Source organism: Acinetobacter sp. 24-47-62 (assembly GCF_056779765.1).
In genome coordinates this window covers 15362-30639 of record NZ_JBWYIN010000007.1, presented here as the reverse complement: position 1 = coordinate 30639, position 15278 = coordinate 15362, and the positions used below count along the sequence as shown (strand labels likewise).

Annotated in this window: 14 protein-coding genes and 1 pseudogene; 4 read left to right on the top strand and 11 right to left on the bottom strand. The window is 39.5% G+C overall.

The features are described 5' to 3' along the window. Nucleotides 1–80: 80 nt before the first annotated feature. Nucleotides 81–1222: pseudogene (locus AC1M87_RS06735) on the bottom strand (glycerate kinase family protein). 134 nt (nt 1223–1356) lie between these two features. On the opposite strand from AC1M87_RS06735, the gene AC1M87_RS06730 reads away from it, so the two are divergent. After that, entirely contained in the window at nt 1357–1872 is a 516-nt protein-coding gene (locus AC1M87_RS06730; protein WP_481588666.1) for a hypothetical protein, read from the top strand. Nucleotides 1873–1927: 55 nt separating this feature from the next. Here the strand turns inward: AC1M87_RS06730 and topA are convergent, their stop codons facing one another. The 5 genes from topA to AC1M87_RS06705 form a co-directional block, all read right to left on the bottom strand. Beyond that, a complete protein-coding gene (gene topA, locus AC1M87_RS06725; protein ID WP_481591572.1) occupies nt 1928–4567 on the bottom strand; it encodes a type I DNA topoisomerase in 2640 nt (879 codons plus the stop codon). Between the two features lie 31 nt (nt 4568–4598). Continuing rightward, the gene (locus AC1M87_RS06720; protein ID WP_092766741.1) at nt 4599–5048 is read right to left on the bottom strand and encodes a hypothetical protein; all 450 of its coding nucleotides are present in this window, start codon (nt 5046–5048) and stop codon (nt 4599–4601) included. 62 nt (nt 5049–5110) lie between these two features. Continuing rightward, a complete protein-coding gene (locus AC1M87_RS06715; RefSeq protein ID WP_481593292.1) occupies nt 5111–5944 on the bottom strand; it encodes a hypothetical protein in 834 nt (277 codons plus the stop codon). 15 nt (nt 5945–5959) lie between these two features. Then, nucleotides 5960–6970 (bottom strand): hypothetical protein, encoded by a 1011-nt coding sequence (locus AC1M87_RS06710; protein ID WP_481593291.1) that lies wholly within the window; start codon nt 6968–6970, stop codon nt 5960–5962. Between the two features lie 112 nt (nt 6971–7082). Then, nucleotides 7083–7328 (bottom strand): SlyX family protein, encoded by a 246-nt coding sequence (locus tag AC1M87_RS06705; protein ID WP_035266784.1) that lies wholly within the window; start codon nt 7326–7328, stop codon nt 7083–7085. A gap of 34 nt (nt 7329–7362) precedes the next feature. On the opposite strand from AC1M87_RS06705, the gene AC1M87_RS06700 reads away from it, so the two are divergent. Next, a complete protein-coding gene (locus AC1M87_RS06700; protein ID WP_481593290.1) occupies nt 7363–9273 on the top strand; it encodes an ATP-binding cassette domain-containing protein in 1911 nt (636 codons plus the stop codon). Between the two features lie 59 nt (nt 9274–9332). On the opposite strand, the gene AC1M87_RS06695 is transcribed toward AC1M87_RS06700, so the two are convergent. The 5 genes from AC1M87_RS06695 to AC1M87_RS06675 form a co-directional block, all read right to left on the bottom strand. Beyond that, complete coding sequence (locus AC1M87_RS06695; RefSeq protein WP_481593289.1) at nt 9333–9902, bottom strand: HupE/UreJ family protein; 570 nt, start codon at nt 9900–9902, stop codon at nt 9333–9335. Between the two features lie 17 nt (nt 9903–9919). Further along, nucleotides 9920–10534 carry an urease accessory protein UreG gene (ureG, locus tag AC1M87_RS06690; RefSeq protein ID WP_481593288.1) on the bottom strand — a complete coding sequence of 205 codons (615 nt, stop codon included), beginning with the start codon at nt 10532–10534 and terminating at the stop codon, nt 9920–9922. Nucleotides 10535–10556: 22 nt separating this feature from the next. Continuing rightward, nucleotides 10557–11222 carry an urease accessory protein UreF gene (locus AC1M87_RS06685; RefSeq protein ID WP_481593287.1) on the bottom strand — a complete coding sequence of 222 codons (666 nt, stop codon included), beginning with the start codon at nt 11220–11222 and terminating at the stop codon, nt 10557–10559. Further along, on the bottom strand, nt 11209–11694 hold the full coding sequence (gene ureE / locus AC1M87_RS06680; protein WP_481593286.1) for an urease accessory protein UreE: 486 nt from the start codon (nt 11692–11694) through the stop codon (nt 11209–11211). The genes AC1M87_RS06685 and ureE overlap by 14 nt, the downstream gene beginning before the upstream one ends. 170 nt (nt 11695–11864) lie before the next feature. Beyond that, complete coding sequence (locus tag AC1M87_RS06675; RefSeq protein ID WP_481593285.1) at nt 11865–12752, bottom strand: DMT family transporter; 888 nt, start codon at nt 12750–12752, stop codon at nt 11865–11867. A gap of 392 nt (nt 12753–13144) precedes the next feature. On the opposite strand from AC1M87_RS06675, the gene AC1M87_RS06670 reads away from it, so the two are divergent. Beyond that, a complete protein-coding gene (locus AC1M87_RS06670) occupies nt 13145–14632 on the top strand; it encodes a PAS domain S-box protein (protein WP_481593284.1) in 1488 nt (495 codons plus the stop codon). Continuing rightward, nucleotides 14623–15270 (top strand): response regulator transcription factor, encoded by a 648-nt coding sequence (locus AC1M87_RS06665; RefSeq protein ID WP_481587611.1) that lies wholly within the window; start codon nt 14623–14625, stop codon nt 15268–15270. Before AC1M87_RS06670 ends, AC1M87_RS06665 begins: the two co-directional genes overlap by 10 nt. Nucleotides 15271–15278: the final 8 nt, after the last annotated feature.

Here is a 15278-nt window from a genome sequence, read left to right as displayed (position 1 = left end):
AACAATAGTTTAACAGAGCTAGATTTAGAAAATACAAACACGCTTGAGTTTTAAACCTCAAAGCCCACTTACATAGAGAATTAGATATACTGCCTTACGATATTTTGTACCGTTAAATCTAAATTCTGAACTGCATTTTTCAAGGATTCTGACAAACTTTGATCCAGTGGATTAATACTACAGATGTGATGAAACCCTTGTTCGTACAATGGTTCCACCCCTTCACCAACTCTACCAGCGAATGCAAATACAGGCTTGTTGTGCCGATATGCGACTTGAGCAACGGCAAATGGGGTTTTACCAAATTGAGTCTGAGTATCAATTTTCCCTTCACCCGTAAATACATAATCAGCTTGCGCAATTTTTCAGCCAATTGAGTTTCCTCAATGATTAATTCAGCACCCGATCGAATATCTGCGCCTGTAAATGCCATCAAACCAAATCCCAAACCACCTGCTGCACCAGCACCAGATCGATGACGTAAATCGACTAAAAGCTGCTGCTCTACCACCCCTGCAAAGTGCGATAAGTTAAGGTCTAATACTTGCACCATTTCAGGTGTAGCCCCTTTTTGCGGACCAAAAATATACGATGCGCCAAGTGGACCACATAATGGATTGTTTACATCTGAAGCGATAACAATTTCTGTTTTAGTCAATCTTGGGTCGAGTTGTGACACATCAATGGAATCGATTTGGTTTAAGTTTCCACCTGTTGGCTCAAATGCTTCATGATATTGATTAATAAATTTCACGCCCAAAGCATGCGCCATACCAGCACCACCATCATTGGTCACACTCCCACCTAATCCGATGATAATCTTTTTCACACCGAATTCGAGAGCTGCGGCAATCAGTTGCCCTGTTCCTACAGTATTAGTGAACAAAGGGTTTCTTAAATGAGGTGGCATGAGATGAATGCCATTGGCTTTCGCCATTTCAATGACTGCTGTTTGTCCCTGATCAATTAATCCAAAATGAGTCATGACACGCTGATCAGCGAATGGACCTTGTACTTCGCAGGCGATTTTTAATCCTGATTTTGCCATGACCAATGCATCAATGGTTCCTTCACCACCATCTGCCATTGGATTCAAAATACATTGTGCATCGGGTAAGACTTTATGGATTGCATTTTTCATAATCATGCATACCTGCTCAGCAGGCATGCTTTCTTTGAAAGAGTCGGGAGCCAAAATAAAAGTTTCTATCCTTTGCTGCATACTTTATTGCTATTCTCATATTTAAATTAATTCAGATACTTATTTATTACATTGAGATTTTCAATTTTTCAAATAGAACCCTTATATATATTGTAATAAACTTACAATTCCCCAAAAAAAATAACGGTATAACAATGCAAAAATATCAAATATTTAAAAAAACTTTAGTGCTGTGTACATTCATTTTTGTATGTAATCAAGCTACCAGCTCGTCTGCAACCAATTCACACAGTAGTGAAAATATTCAATTATCAGCACTTTCAGCCAAATGGAAATGTACTGAAGAAATGGATTACATGGGTTATGCTGCGAAAAGCGAAATAGTGTCTGAGTTCAAACCAAATGGTCAATATTTTGAAAAAAATCAAATGACCTTTATTAAAGATAACGAGAAAGCAATTGCTTATACCCAATCTGAAGCTCAATGGAGTTTACAAGAACATATACTCACAATTGATCAAAATAAATTACTGAAATTTGAAATAGACAATGCTCAAGTTGAAGAGCAATTAAACCTTAAATCAGCTTTAGCTGATCCTGATGCTGTGAAATTACTAATTAAAAAACTCGATAACAAAGAAATGATTGCGAATTTCATTCTATTTGATACAGAAATAGAAAATCTCTCAAGAGTATGTGTAAGACAATAAATTTAATGTCATAAAAAAATGCTGACCTAAGTCAGCATTTTCTGTTATTTAAACGTTAAGCTTCAATCCATTTACCATCTTGGTAAATCAAAGACCATTTCGTTTGTTTACCTTCAGGCGTTTCAGAACCAATATATTGCGCTTGATTTTTACGACTAAACTTCACTAAAGTTGGGTTTCCATCAGGGTCAGTATCTGGCGCTTGCAGAATAAACTGATACTTTGGATCTAGCTGTTCAGCAACCGTACGCAATTCCGCAACCTTAGGAGCACGAGTTTCACGCACTTTAGGGAATTTACTTGCTGCTAAGAATAAGCCTGCTGCTCCATCACGTAATACGAAAAAGTCGTCATGTTTCGTTGAGCGCAAATGTTCCATTTTAATCGGGTCGACACGAGGAGGTGCTGGTTGACCATTCTTCAATACTTTACGTGTATTTTCACAGCTTGTGCAGGCAAAATAAGGACCAAAACGCCCTGTCTTTAACTGCATCTCACCATCACATTTGTCACATGGAATTGTTGGACCATCGTACCCTTTAATTTTGAACTCACCTTCTTCAAGCTCAAAACCTTCGCAGTCTGGATTGTTCCCACAAATATGAAGTTTACGACCACCATCAATAACGTAACTATCCATTGCTGTTTCGCAAATTGGGCAACGTTTTTTCGACATTAAATCTGCGGTTTCTGCAGACTCATCATCAGATAATGCGGCCAAGGACTCTACTGGCGTTAAGTTGAGTGTACCTTTACAACGTTCTTTCGGTGGTAAGTTATAGCCAGAACAACCTAAGAATACACCTGTGGTACCGGTACGAATCTGCATCGGACGATCACATTCTTTACAATGCACAGCATCAACTTCAACAGGCTGATTACGGCGCATGCCATTTTCACCCTGTGCAGTAGTCAGACGTTTCTTAAAATCACCATAGAAACTATCTAATAATTCTTTCCAATTACGCTCACCATCTGCAACTTTATCCAGTTGACCTTCTAAATCTGCAGTAAATGCATAATTCATTAAGTTGTTAAAACTTTCGTCCAAACGATCTGTTACGATTTCACCCATCTTCTCTGCATAGAGACGACGGTTATCCAATTTCACGTAACCACGATCTTGAATCGTTGAAATAATCGCTGCATAAGTCGAAGGACGACCAATACCTTTTTTCTCAAGCTCTTTCACCAAAGATGCTTCTGTAAAACGTGCAGGCGGTTTAGTGAAATGTTGCGAAGGATCTAACTTTTGAAGTTGTAGAACTTCACCCACTTTCACAGCAGGCAGTAAAACATCATCATCCGACTTGTTCTGGCCACGTACTTTCGTAAAGCCATCAAATACCAAAGTACGACCTTTAGCTTTAAGCTCTACACCGTTTGCATCGACCAAGATCGTCGAAGACAAATATTCAGCAGGTGTCATTTGACATGCAACAAACTGACGCCAAATCAGATCATATAGACGCTGAGCATCGCGATCTACGCCTGCAAGCTGATCACCCTTCAACGCAACGTTTGACGGACGAATCGCTTCATGGGCTTCTTGCGCACCTGCTTTATTTCCAAAACGGTTTGGCTTTGCAGGAAGATATTTTTCACCATACTCGGTTTCGATATGTCCACGTACCATATTGACCGCATCATCACTCAAGAATGTAGAGTCGGTACGCATATAGGTGATATAACCCGCCTCATACAAGCGCTGTGCCATCGTCATCGTTTTCTTTACAGAGAAACCAAGTCGAGTACTTGCTGCTTGTTGTAAGGTCGATGTGATATAGGGTGCGCTCGGATTAACTTTGGTCGGTTTATCTTCACGGGCAGCAACTTTAAATTCAGCTTCTTTTAAGACATCCAATAAAGCATCTGTTTGTGCTTTGTTTTGAAGTTTTAATGTCTTACCTGACTGTTTGACTGCTTCTAAACGAATATCATCTTTTTTAGATTTGGTATCTGCAAAAACTTGCCAATATTCTTCAGGAATAAAAGCACGAATTTCTCGCTCACGCTCAACCACAAGTTTCGCAGCAACTGACTGTACACGACCCGCAGATAAACCACGTGCGATCTTCTCCCACAATAGTGGTGAAATCATAAAGCCAACAATACGATCAAGGAAACGGCGTGCTTGTTGTGCATTGACTTTATCAATATCTAAACGAGCAGGCTGTTTAAATGCTTCTTGAATGGCATTTTTAGTAATTTCGTTGAAAACCACACGTCTATAACGAGAGTCATCACCACCAATAACTTCTTTTAAATGCCAAGCAATCGCTTCTCCTTCGCGGTCCAAATCGGTTGCGAGATAGACCTCGTCAACCTGCGAAGCAAGCTTTTTCAGTTCTGAAACAACATTTTCTTTACCAGGAAGCACTTCATAGTGTGCTTTCCAACCGTGCTCAGGGTCTACCCCCATACGATTGATCAGTGCCTGTTGAGCTTTTTCAGCTTTCTCTTCAGCAGTCTGTTTGGTACGTGTTACTGGTTTCTTTTCCGTACTTTTTGAAGCACCTGTTGGTAAGTCACGGACATGACCCACAGATGATTTCACAATGTAGTTTGAACCTAAGTATTTATTAATGGTCTTCGCTTTAGCAGGCGACTCGACGATCACTAAAGCACGTTTTTTTCCAGCTTCTGACGATTGAGCTGTAGCGCTTTTGGATGTGGACTTAGGAGCATTCGCCATAGTGAACCGTTATTCCTATAAGATTAAAAAATTAAATTTCAGCCAATTTGTGTAAAAGTGCTTTCATTTCATCAAGTTGTGTAGCATGAAGATCTTCTTCTTCCTTCCAGTACAAACCGACGCAATTAGACTGCATATCAATAGCATAAATCCCTTTTAATGCAATGGGGAAATCATTAAATTTCTCGTTTCCGTGAACAACATTGAGTTTTTCATTTTCAACCAATGCGCGCATTAAGGGTAGGCGACCATCAGGAATGATAACGCTGTAATACGCTACCATACTGGCACGATTTTCTGATGCCATTGGAATATTGGTCCATGAAGGTGCAGCAATCAAACGTGGGTGTAATCCCATTTTTCGCGCTTTCTCACGCATAATCCCCAACGCTTTTTCTCTTGGATTTACACGCAATCCAAAGATCGAGCCCAGCACAAAAACAACGATAAGAATCGTTATCCAAAGTCCAGCATTTTCCATAGTTCACCTTTTGCTTCTTATATTAGAGTTGCATAAGTTCAATTTAAAAGGCAAGTTTAGTTTTAATCAATTCTTAAAATTGCACTATCAGAGATGAATGAGGCTTTTGCAGTACAAGAATTATTATTATTTAAAACAAAAAGATAACCACCTTTAACCTTGCCAACAAGCACTCCGTTTAAAATTGAATTATTGGTTAACTTAATACTCTTATTTTCTTGTGAATTTAAATAAATATTGGCATGATTAGCACCCTGAGAACCAATTTCAACAATCCAGTGCAGCCATAAAATCAGTAAAAAAGCAGTTACAAAATACAAAGTAGCCGCTTTCAAATATGAAGATTGAGTTTGATTTATTCGATTGCTAATTTTGTGATAAAGCTGATTATTATCTAATTCTACATTTATATTTTTAAATCGTTCTCGGACACATCGATCTATTTTCACTTTTTTTATTATGAAAATTACAGTGAAGATGACTGGTGATAGTAGCAATATCAGTAAAAAAAAAGTCAATACCATGAGCAATATAAATGGAGAAATCATTAGACATATAAATAAAAAAAATGATTTCGGTATAATCTTAAAAAAATATAACCCCATCAGACATAGTAAATCAAAAACAAGTATCAAAGAACTAGGGTAAACATAGATAAAAGGAATTATAAATAATAGCGCCACAATCCCTTTACCTAAAATATGATATTCATCAGAAACTAAAACTTGAGTAAAAAAAGTATATATATCCAAATCAAAAAATGAAAAATCAAATCCTAATGCTGTAGCGAAAGAATCTGTATATATAATTCCAGCCAATGAGATGGAAACAATAAAAAGAGTTGAAACAAAGAAAAATAACTTGCCTATACGCCCTAAGATTCTATCGAATTCCATGGCTCTACCTTTATTTTAGTTCAAAAACATCTCATGGCTGTAAAGCACTTCATGACCATTCCAATAAATATATCCTTTATCAATCATTTCCTTAAGCAATAAACGCACATCCGATTTTGGAAATAGCTGTTCTAATAAATCACGGAGTTCATAAATATCTTTAGGCTTTCCGGATTTTAAAGCATTCAATTTTTGGATGACTTCCAGCTGGACGGGATCTATTTTTTCAAAATTTTTAAACAAATCACTCTGAATGTGCTGAATATCTTGTGACTCTTCAACTTCAACTAAAATGTCTTTTGCTTCGATATGTAGCTTCGCCAATAACGCATCCACCTGACCAAGCTTGTGGTCTGCTACTACATCTTCATCAACATTCATATCCAATTGAGCCCACTGCTTTAATACCTTTTTACGAAAGGAAATTTGCTCACCTTCTTTTTTAATCACCTTTAAATTAATGAGCATGCCAATCAATTTAGCGCTGTGCTCGTCATTTATTCTCAACGTATTCTCGATCGAGTTTTTAAGCTTAGCTAAGGTGTTTGGTTTCCCTTCCATACGAACCACAACATCGCAATATTGCTTTACTCTAAATAAATCATGATTTTGACGAATCGTTTCAATTGAAGGTACGTTGTATTTAAGTTTTGACACAGGTTGCTCTGGTTGTACCTGTATCAAATTACATTGAATGCCAGAAGCTCGCATCATGTCAGCCAACATCGTGCTACAGTCTCGTGCAGAAATCACATCAATCTCTGCGCCATGCTCAACCAATGCCAAGATTTGCCCCACAATCACAGCGTACTCAAATTCTTTTTCTTTTGCCTCAAGCATTTCTAAAATGACAATTTGACCACTACTAATCCAACTCGAAAATTCAGTCAAATCAGTGAGACTGTAATGAAAACTCCCTTTCGAATGAAATAGATAGGTCGTGGTGTAATGTTGCACAATCTCCCGAAATAACGTCGAAGTCGGCATGTTATTTTCAAGATCTATTAGGACAACTTTAGCGCTCATAGGATAAGATTCAGAATTCGGCAAGTGAAAAGACTATTACAACGACCTTCATATCAAAGGTCAAACTATTTACGCATACTTCTTAATAAATAATCAGTATTTATGTCACGTCTTAATAATGTGGTGGTTTATCCAAAATTGGATCAAATGGAGCAACACCATCGTCAGCATGAGTAGCTTCAACACGTTGATACAAAATTTGCATTTGTTTCTTTAAATCGCTGATTTCACGGCTTTGTAATGCAATTTGAATATTTAACTGATCAACTAATTCATCTAAAAATGCAATTCGGACTTGCAAATCTTCTATGGGTGCGGAAAATGACGCCTGCTCATTTAGATTTTTTTGATTCGACATTATAAGTCCTCATCAGGGGATTTCAGGAAACATTATGGCCTATATTACCTTAAGGGACGTCCAACTCGCATTTGGTGGACCGTACTTACTCGACGGCGCGAATTTTAGTTTAGAGCGCGGCGAACGAGTGTGTTTGATTGGCCGTAATGGTGAGGGTAAGTCTACTTTACTTAAACTCATTGATGGAAGTTTATTGCCTGATGCTGGTGAAGTTTCCCTGCAAAATGGCATCACCATTTCTATGCTGGCTCAAGACGTGCCAATGGACTCGGGACGTGTTGCAGATATTGTGGCAGATGGCGCAGGTGAAGCAGCTTCTGTTCTTAGAGCTTATCACGAAGCAAGCGAAGCTTGTGTACTCGGCGATATGGAAGCTTGCGATCGCATGGGTAACTTGCAACATAAAATGGACCAATTAGATGGTTGGGCACTTGAAACTAAAGTGAATTCAATCCTCAGTAAAATGGGACTTGATCCTGATGCTGATTTAGCTGATCTTTCAGGTGGTCGTAAACGTCGCGTGCTTCTTGCACGCGCATTACTCACCCAACCTGATGTTCTGTTACTCGACGAACCAACGAACCATTTAGATGTTGAAAGTATCGAGTGGTTAGAAAAATTCTTACTCGATCAAAATAATCTAACATTACTCTTCATTTCGCATGACCGTTCATTTGTAGACAGTATTGCTACACGTATTGTGGAACTGGATCGTGGCATCTTACGCAGTTATGAAGGGAACTATTCACGTTACCTCGAACTCAAAGCTGCGCAAATGGAAGCTGAAGAAAAGCAAAATGCCCTGTTCGATAAAAAACTTGCAGAAGAAGAAGTTTGGATTCGTCAAGGCATTAAAGCACGTCGTACCCGTAACGAAGGTCGTGTTCGTGCCCTAAAAGCATTACGTGAAGAATCTAAAGCCCGCCGTTCACAGCAAGGCAAAGTGAGCATGGCCACCCAAGATGCTCAACGTTCAGGCAAAGTGGTCTTCGAGATTGAAAATCTCAGTGTGCAATTTGGCGACAATGCTCCAATTATCAAAGATTTCAATGCACTGGTTCTCCGTGGAGATCGTATTGGTCTAGTTGGTGACAACGGGGTCGGTAAAACCACGCTGATCAAAGCAATTTTAGGTCAACAAGAACATACGGGCACGGTCAAAACAGGTACTCAACTCGAAGTGGCTTATTTCGACCAGCTCCGTAATGTACTCGATCTTGAAAAATCAGTAAAAGATAATGTGGCTGAAGGGTCAGACTTTGTCGATATCAATGGCGGGCGTCGACATATCTATAGCTATTTACAAGATTTCTTGTTCTCACCTGAGCGTTCTCGTACGCCTGTAAAAGCCCTTTCTGGTGGTGAACGTAACCGTATTTTATTGGCGAAATTACTACTTAAACCATCGAACCTCATCGTGATGGATGAGCCAACCAATGACTTGGATATGGTCACGCTTGAACTACTTGAGGAGATGCTCAGCGACTACAAAGGAACATTGCTTCTTATTTCGCATGACCGTGCCTTCATGGACAATGTTGTGACTTCAACTTGGGTATTTGATGGCAAAGGCAATATCGATGAATATGTGGGTGGTTATCAAGACTACCTCATGCAACGTCCTGATCAAACTGTTGTCGATCAGAAATCTGCGGTGAAGAAAGCGGCTGCAAAAGCTGAAGCGGCAGCAACCCCTGCACCAGCGGTTAAAAAAGTAAAACTAAGCTATAAAGATCAACGTGCTTTAGAACAACTTCCTGCTGAAATGGAAGCTTTGGAAAAGGAACAAGCTGAGATTAATGCGCTTTTAGCAGATGGATCTTTATTTGTGACAGATAGTGACAAAGCAACTCAACTTTCAATTCGCCTTACTGAAATTGATGAGTTACTTTTAGAAAAATTAGAGCGCTGGGAAGCGCTTGAAAGTCTTGCGAATGGTAGTTGATTACCCTAGTAAATAAAAAACTCCGCGCTAGCGGAGTTTTTTTATTTTGCCAAGTTTGATCACGCTAAACCAATTACTGCAACCAATGCTGCTAGCACACCTACAATCTTTTTACCTTGTGGAACAAATTTCACCATCAATGCCCCTAAACCCAGCCCAAGAGCATAAATCATTGCCATGGCAGTAATCATACCTAAAATCTGAACGCCAACATTTCCATTCATCGCTAATTCAGCTCCGTGTGCTGAACCATGAAAAACTGATAGAAACACTGCTGCAACTGGAAAAATTCTGTTCGATTTGGTCCATAAACTTACAGCTAAGATGAACAATGAACTTACAATTCCAATTTCTGCAACGCCATTCGGAATAATTCCATGCGCACCTAAACTGAATCCAGCAACGAGCGCTGTAAGCAAGCCCCATGTCCCAATCATCTTCCAAATTTTAGACATACTCCACATCAAAACGCCGAAACTGAGTGCCATCATCAAATGATCCAATCCTGTAAACGGATGAATGAAACCTGTCCAAAAATTAGCGTCATGGTGATGATGGCCTGGATGTGCCATTACAAGGCTCGGAACACCTGCCAGAATGAATAGACCGAATTTATTGCATTGTTTCATCCTTTAAGCCCTCTTGTTTAAGCTTTGAATAAACCTTGTTTTTCAATAAAACTGATAATCTCGTTTAAACCATCTTCAGTTTTCATGTTTGAAAACAAGAACGGTTTATCTCCTCGCATACGCTTGGCATCTTGATCCATCACCTGCAAATTCGCTTCAACCATTGGCGCCAGATCTGTTTTATTGATAATCAGTAAGTCAGACTTGGTAATGCCTGGACCGCCTTTACGTGGAATTTTTTCACCACCAGCAACATCAATCACATATAGCGTCAGATCAGACAGTTCAGGGCTAAAGGTTGCTGCCAAATTATCACCACCACTTTCAATGATAATTAACTCTAGACCATCAAACTTTTCACATAAGTCATCAATCGCTGCCAAATTGATTGAGGCATCTTCACGAATAGCCGTATGAGGGCAACCGCCAGTTTCCACCCCCACAATACGATCGGGTGACATGGCTTCATGACGAGTTAAGAAGTTGGAATCTTCTTTGGTATAAATATCATTGGTCACCACCGCCATATTGTATTTATTACGCAATGCACGGCATAAATTTAAAGTCAGTGCTGTTTTACCAGATCCGACTGGTCCACCAATTCCGACACGTAAAGGAGAACGTTCTGACATGATTGATTCCTTATGATAATTTTTAAGATCTAAATAAACGCGAATATTGTGTTTCATGGGACATGCTGAGCATGGCATATTGAGGTAAGGCACTGCTGAGTTGATGATCTTCTATACACATTGCATGCGTTATGGCATCTGGGACTAAACCAAGTAAATGCCACAAAATTCGTTGACCACTCATCTGACCGAGTGGCACAGTTTTGACTGCGCCAAGTACTTGGTTTTCTAAAACAGTAAACGTATACGCCGTTAAAACATCTTCGATATTCAGATCTAATCGCCCACATAACTGAGCATATACGGGTACAAATCCAAGTTGTTTTTTGACCGTAACGGGCATTTTCAACACATCTTTAATCCATGCGTTCAAGGAAAATGCCAACTGCTGCGATTCAGCTAATAACTCACGACTTTCACGACTGGCACGATACAACTGCGCCCAATGATTAAACTGCTGTTCATCATCATGGGCCTGCATCAAACGCTTCAATACAGGTAGCTCAAAACGAACCAAAAGCATTTCCAGAACTTCTTCGAAGTACGCAATACTGGATTGCTCGTCATGGATCAAACCTTGATCGATCGCACTTTCAACACCTTGCGAATAGCAATAAGCGCCTACAGGCAAAGCTGTAGAGGACAAAGTTAACAGTTTGAGTAAGTGAGCTGCATTAGTGATGCGCATGAGCATGAATCGCTTTGATTGGGCTGAGACGATGATCATGTCCATGCTGAGCATAAGCACCACTTTCTGGCTCAAATGGATGATCCACTTCCGTGACCAGTAAACCCAATCCTTCGACCATTTCGGCTAAGACATGATCAGGTTCAAAATATAGTGCACTAGGCGTGAGCATAAGAGGGACATGACGATTACCTAAATGATAGGCTGCTTTCAAAAGCTCAAATTCAGATGAAGCTTGGACACACATCAGGCGTTCAGGCAATGCATCCACCCGCAGTAAGTCACCTGTTTCAGTTGCAATAAATGATCCTCCGCGAAGAATGCCTGTGCGCGGTAAATCTGCACCAATATCGCACCCTGAAACTAAAGTTGCACGAAAACGGCTCTTTTGTCGTGTATCAAAGTTGAGTTGCACAGTTTCGAAAGCTTGATCTTCTGTCACTGCTTCTATTCTTTGAGTATAGATTTTCATGCCTTTCCTATTGTCGCTTGAATACTTTGCTTTAATTTCAACTCGCGAAATGTCTTGTCAACATCAATCCATTTACGCATCAAAATTAAGCATTATTCATGCCAACATGAAATCTATTGGTGCATCCCCTTCTTTCTTATTAAATAATATTTGATGATCTCTAAAAATATTTAAGCCCAGATCACCAAGATTGCTGCAATTACAACTAAGGCTAATCCCCAATGTTCGGCTTTCGCTAACTTTTCTTTAAAGAAGTAAGCGGAGATCAACAAACTAAACAAAATCTCAATCTGACCGAGTGTTTTCACCACTGGTACACTCATCATGCTCATGGCGGTGAACCATCCAAGTGATGCCATAAAACTACATACACTGACTTTAAAGGTCAGTCCTAGACGTTGCCACATCGCCAGCAACGTTTGACGACTGAATAAACTGAGATACAAAAGCATACTCAAACATTGAAAGCCAATCACCGACAGTAATACCCATGCAGCGCGATGAATTGTTGGCAACATTGTTAGTTCAAGACTGGCCTCTCTGACCAATAGTGAAGTGATAGCAAAACACAAACCACTTCCGATGCCAATCATCAGTGTTTTGGGTGAAAATCCAGTAAAACCATGTCCCCGACTCAACAGAAACACAGCAAAACCACCCAGTAACACCCCAAACCATGCCAACCATGACAAATGATCAGAGAGAAAAGCAACGCCAATGATTGCAGCTAAGATCGCTTCACTTTTAGCCAGTCCCACGCCAATGGCATAGTTTTTTTGCTTAAACAACTGCACCATTAACGCAGTCGCTAAAATTTGGCTAATGCCTGCGATAAAAATATAAACCCAATATTTTGTCGTAAATTGAACAGTCGCTGTTACAGGTGAGAAGTGATAAAGGCTACTCAAATAAATCAATGCAAAAGGCAAGGCGAAGATAAAGCGTGCAAGGGTGACGCCCCATACATCGACAGTGGTACTCAATTGTTTTTGAAAGGCATTGCGCCAAGCCTGCATAAAAGCAGCCATGAGGGTAAAGAGAATCCAACTGAACGCCATAAAAATATCACTTTAATGAGTAGGACTGACGGGTTTTATTCTATGCCTCATCCAGTGTAATGACTAATCAAAAAAGGATTGTATGTAGATAGCATAAAGTTTGATTTTATTCGTTAGATAAAAAGATGATATTTTTTGAGCTAACATTCCTCGTGTAACTGTCACCTAAATCAGTTGAAGTAACATGGTATCTAAATTGCATAACATTGAGATCACTGATAAATTTTTCACATGAATATTTTTATATGTTAAAAGTATGTAATTAGACCCTAAGTCTAATTGCAAGATGCTGCCCCTTAATGCAGTATTTACTTATAAAAAAAATGATTTATCAGTGACGATATTTCACCCTATACCCGATAGCCGGAAGCCATCTCAGGTAAGGACCTACAATGACCAGCTTACAATATTATCAAACTATTTTTGATAAAGCGGGCGATGCAATTTTTGTACATGATATTGGCAGTGTCCAATTTATGGATGCCAATGAAGCCGCTGTAGAACTTACTGGATATAGTAAATCTGAATTGACACAAATGAACGTTGAAAAGATCAGTGCTTTTCAACATGGTTTTGATTTGCATCATGCACTCCGAAAAGTTCAACAGGCCGCCACTACAAAAGACGAAGCAATCACATTTGAATGGTTAATAGAGTCTCAAGACCAACGTCATATCCCAGTTGAAGTATGTCTTAAAAAAGTTGAGATTGAAAATAAACCAAAGCTTCTCGCTCTAGTACGTAACATCAGCGAAATCAAAAAGTATCAATATGCTCTACAGTCTAAAGATCAATATTTCAAAATGCTGCTTGAGCATTCTGGAGATGGAATTGCTATTCTCGACTTACAAGGCAAACTACTTTATGCCAGCCCATCATTACAAGGTATTCTTGGTTATCGGGATCGCTTTGTACTCAATAAGAATGTGTTAACTGCAATTCATCCTGATGATCGTATTAAAGTCAGACAGCTTCTATTTAAGAAAACAGAACAACGTGCAGTTGGTGTGATTCATTACAAAATCTTGCACCACAATGGAAAATGGCGACACCACGAGGCAACCTATCGTAACTTATTAGATCACCCTGATATTCAGGGAGTATTGGTGAATTATCGTGATATCACTGAGCGTATTGAGGCTGAAGAAAAAGCACGTGCTCGTGAAAAGCAACTTGGTCATATGTCACGTTGCAAAACGATGGGCGAACTGGCTACAGCGCTCGCCCACGAATTAAATCAACCACTGGCTGCACTCAACAATTACGTTGGAGGTAGTATTATTCGCATTCAAAACGGTTTAGCCAACACACAAGAGACTCTTGATGCCCTCAATGCTGCTTTAAATCAAACACATCGCGTCAATGGCATTATTCACAGCATGAGAAGCTTTTTACGTAAAGGCGAAGCGAATTTCCAGATTCATTCTGTGAGTCATCTTATTCAAGAGTTACATCCTTTGATTAAGCTTAAAGCAGATCAAGGTGGATGTACCATCCATTATGAATTAAGTGTTTCGCCTATTTTTATATCAGCAGATGAAACGCTCTTTAGCCAAGTCATTATCAATCTCGTCTTCAATGCGGTCGATGCTCTACAAACTAACCCTGAGGGTGAAAGGGACATTTATATCCGCACTTGGCAACATAACCAACATGCTCGAATTGCAATTGCAGATAATGGGCCTGGACTCGAAGGGCAAAATCCAGAACAAATTTTTGAATCTTTCTATTCAAGTAAAAACAACAGCATGGGTATTGGCTTAACTCTGTCTCGAAGCATCATTGAAAACCATCATGGTTATTTATGGGTCTGTGAAGGTGAGTCCGGCGCTATTTTTAATATCTCTCTGGCAGCACAGGAGCGTACAAAATGTATTTAACCAATTCTCATGTTCCCGAGCCCATTGTGTATGTGATAGATGATGATCAAGACATTTGTAATTCACTCACATGGTTGCTCGATTCCGTGCAACTCGAAACCAAAACATTCAATAGTGCTACTGAATTCCTGAATTATCAGCGCCCGCAAACGCCTGCATGTTTGATTCTTGACATTCGTATGCGAGGAATGAGTGGCTTGCAATTACAACAACAATTGAACCAACAAAAAACCCGTATGCCGATCATTTTCATGACTGGCCACGGCGACATTCCAATGTCGGTCAACGCGATGAAAGCTGGAGCATTTGATTTTTTAGAAAAACCTTTTAATCCACAACATATGCTTAATCAAATCCAAGCCTGTCTACAACTTGCTGAACAAGATTTTATCGAAGAAGAAAAACGTCAAGAACAGATGATTAAATTGAAATCTTTATCACCAAGAGAAAGTGAGATTATCAATTTATTGGTCGATGGACTTTCGAGTAAACATATTGCACAAATGTTGAATATCAGCCATAAAACAGTAGAAATTCACCGCACTCATATTCGTCAGAAGTTAGGAACTGAATCTATCGCACAGATCGTCAATATGGTCTTGATGTGTCGTGATCGCTCAGTACCGGCGATGGGTTAACCATCGCC

Bases quoted from the DNA above. Each gene is read 5' to 3' on its own strand.
- AC1M87_RS06675 (WP_481593285.1), bottom strand. From the start codon at position 12,752: ATGGCGTTCAGTTGGATTCTCTTTACCCTCATGGCTGCTTTTATGCAG.
- AC1M87_RS06665 (WP_481587611.1), top strand. From the start codon at position 14,623: ATGTATTTAACCAATTCTCATGTTCCCGAGCCCATTGTGTATGTGATA.
- topA (WP_481591572.1), bottom strand. From the start codon at position 4,567: ATGGCGAATGCTCCTAAGTCCACATCCAAAAGCGCTACAGCTCAATCG.
- AC1M87_RS06705 (WP_035266784.1), bottom strand. From the start codon at position 7,328: ATGTCGAATCAAAAAAATCTAAATGAGCAGGCGTCATTTTCCGCACCC.
- AC1M87_RS06670 (WP_481593284.1), top strand. From the start codon at position 13,145: ATGACCAGCTTACAATATTATCAAACTATTTTTGATAAAGCGGGCGAT.
- AC1M87_RS06720 (WP_092766741.1), bottom strand. From the start codon at position 5,048: ATGGAAAATGCTGGACTTTGGATAACGATTCTTATCGTTGTTTTTGTG.
- ureG (WP_481593288.1), bottom strand. From the start codon at position 10,534: ATGTCAGAACGTTCTCCTTTACGTGTCGGAATTGGTGGACCAGTCGGA.
- ureE (WP_481593286.1), bottom strand. From the start codon at position 11,694: ATGAAAATCTATACTCAAAGAATAGAAGCAGTGACAGAAGATCAAGCT.
- AC1M87_RS06700 (WP_481593290.1), top strand. From the start codon at position 7,363: ATGGCCTATATTACCTTAAGGGACGTCCAACTCGCATTTGGTGGACCG.
- AC1M87_RS06695 (WP_481593289.1), bottom strand. From the start codon at position 9,902: ATGAAACAATGCAATAAATTCGGTCTATTCATTCTGGCAGGTGTTCCG.
- AC1M87_RS06685 (WP_481593287.1), bottom strand. From the start codon at position 11,222: ATGCGCATCACTAATGCAGCTCACTTACTCAAACTGTTAACTTTGTCC.
- AC1M87_RS06730 (WP_481588666.1), top strand. From the start codon at position 1,357: ATGCAAAAATATCAAATATTTAAAAAAACTTTAGTGCTGTGTACATTC.
- AC1M87_RS06715 (WP_481593292.1), bottom strand. From the start codon at position 5,944: ATGGAATTCGATAGAATCTTAGGGCGTATAGGCAAGTTATTTTTCTTT.
- AC1M87_RS06710 (WP_481593291.1), bottom strand. From the start codon at position 6,970: ATGAGCGCTAAAGTTGTCCTAATAGATCTTGAAAATAACATGCCGACT.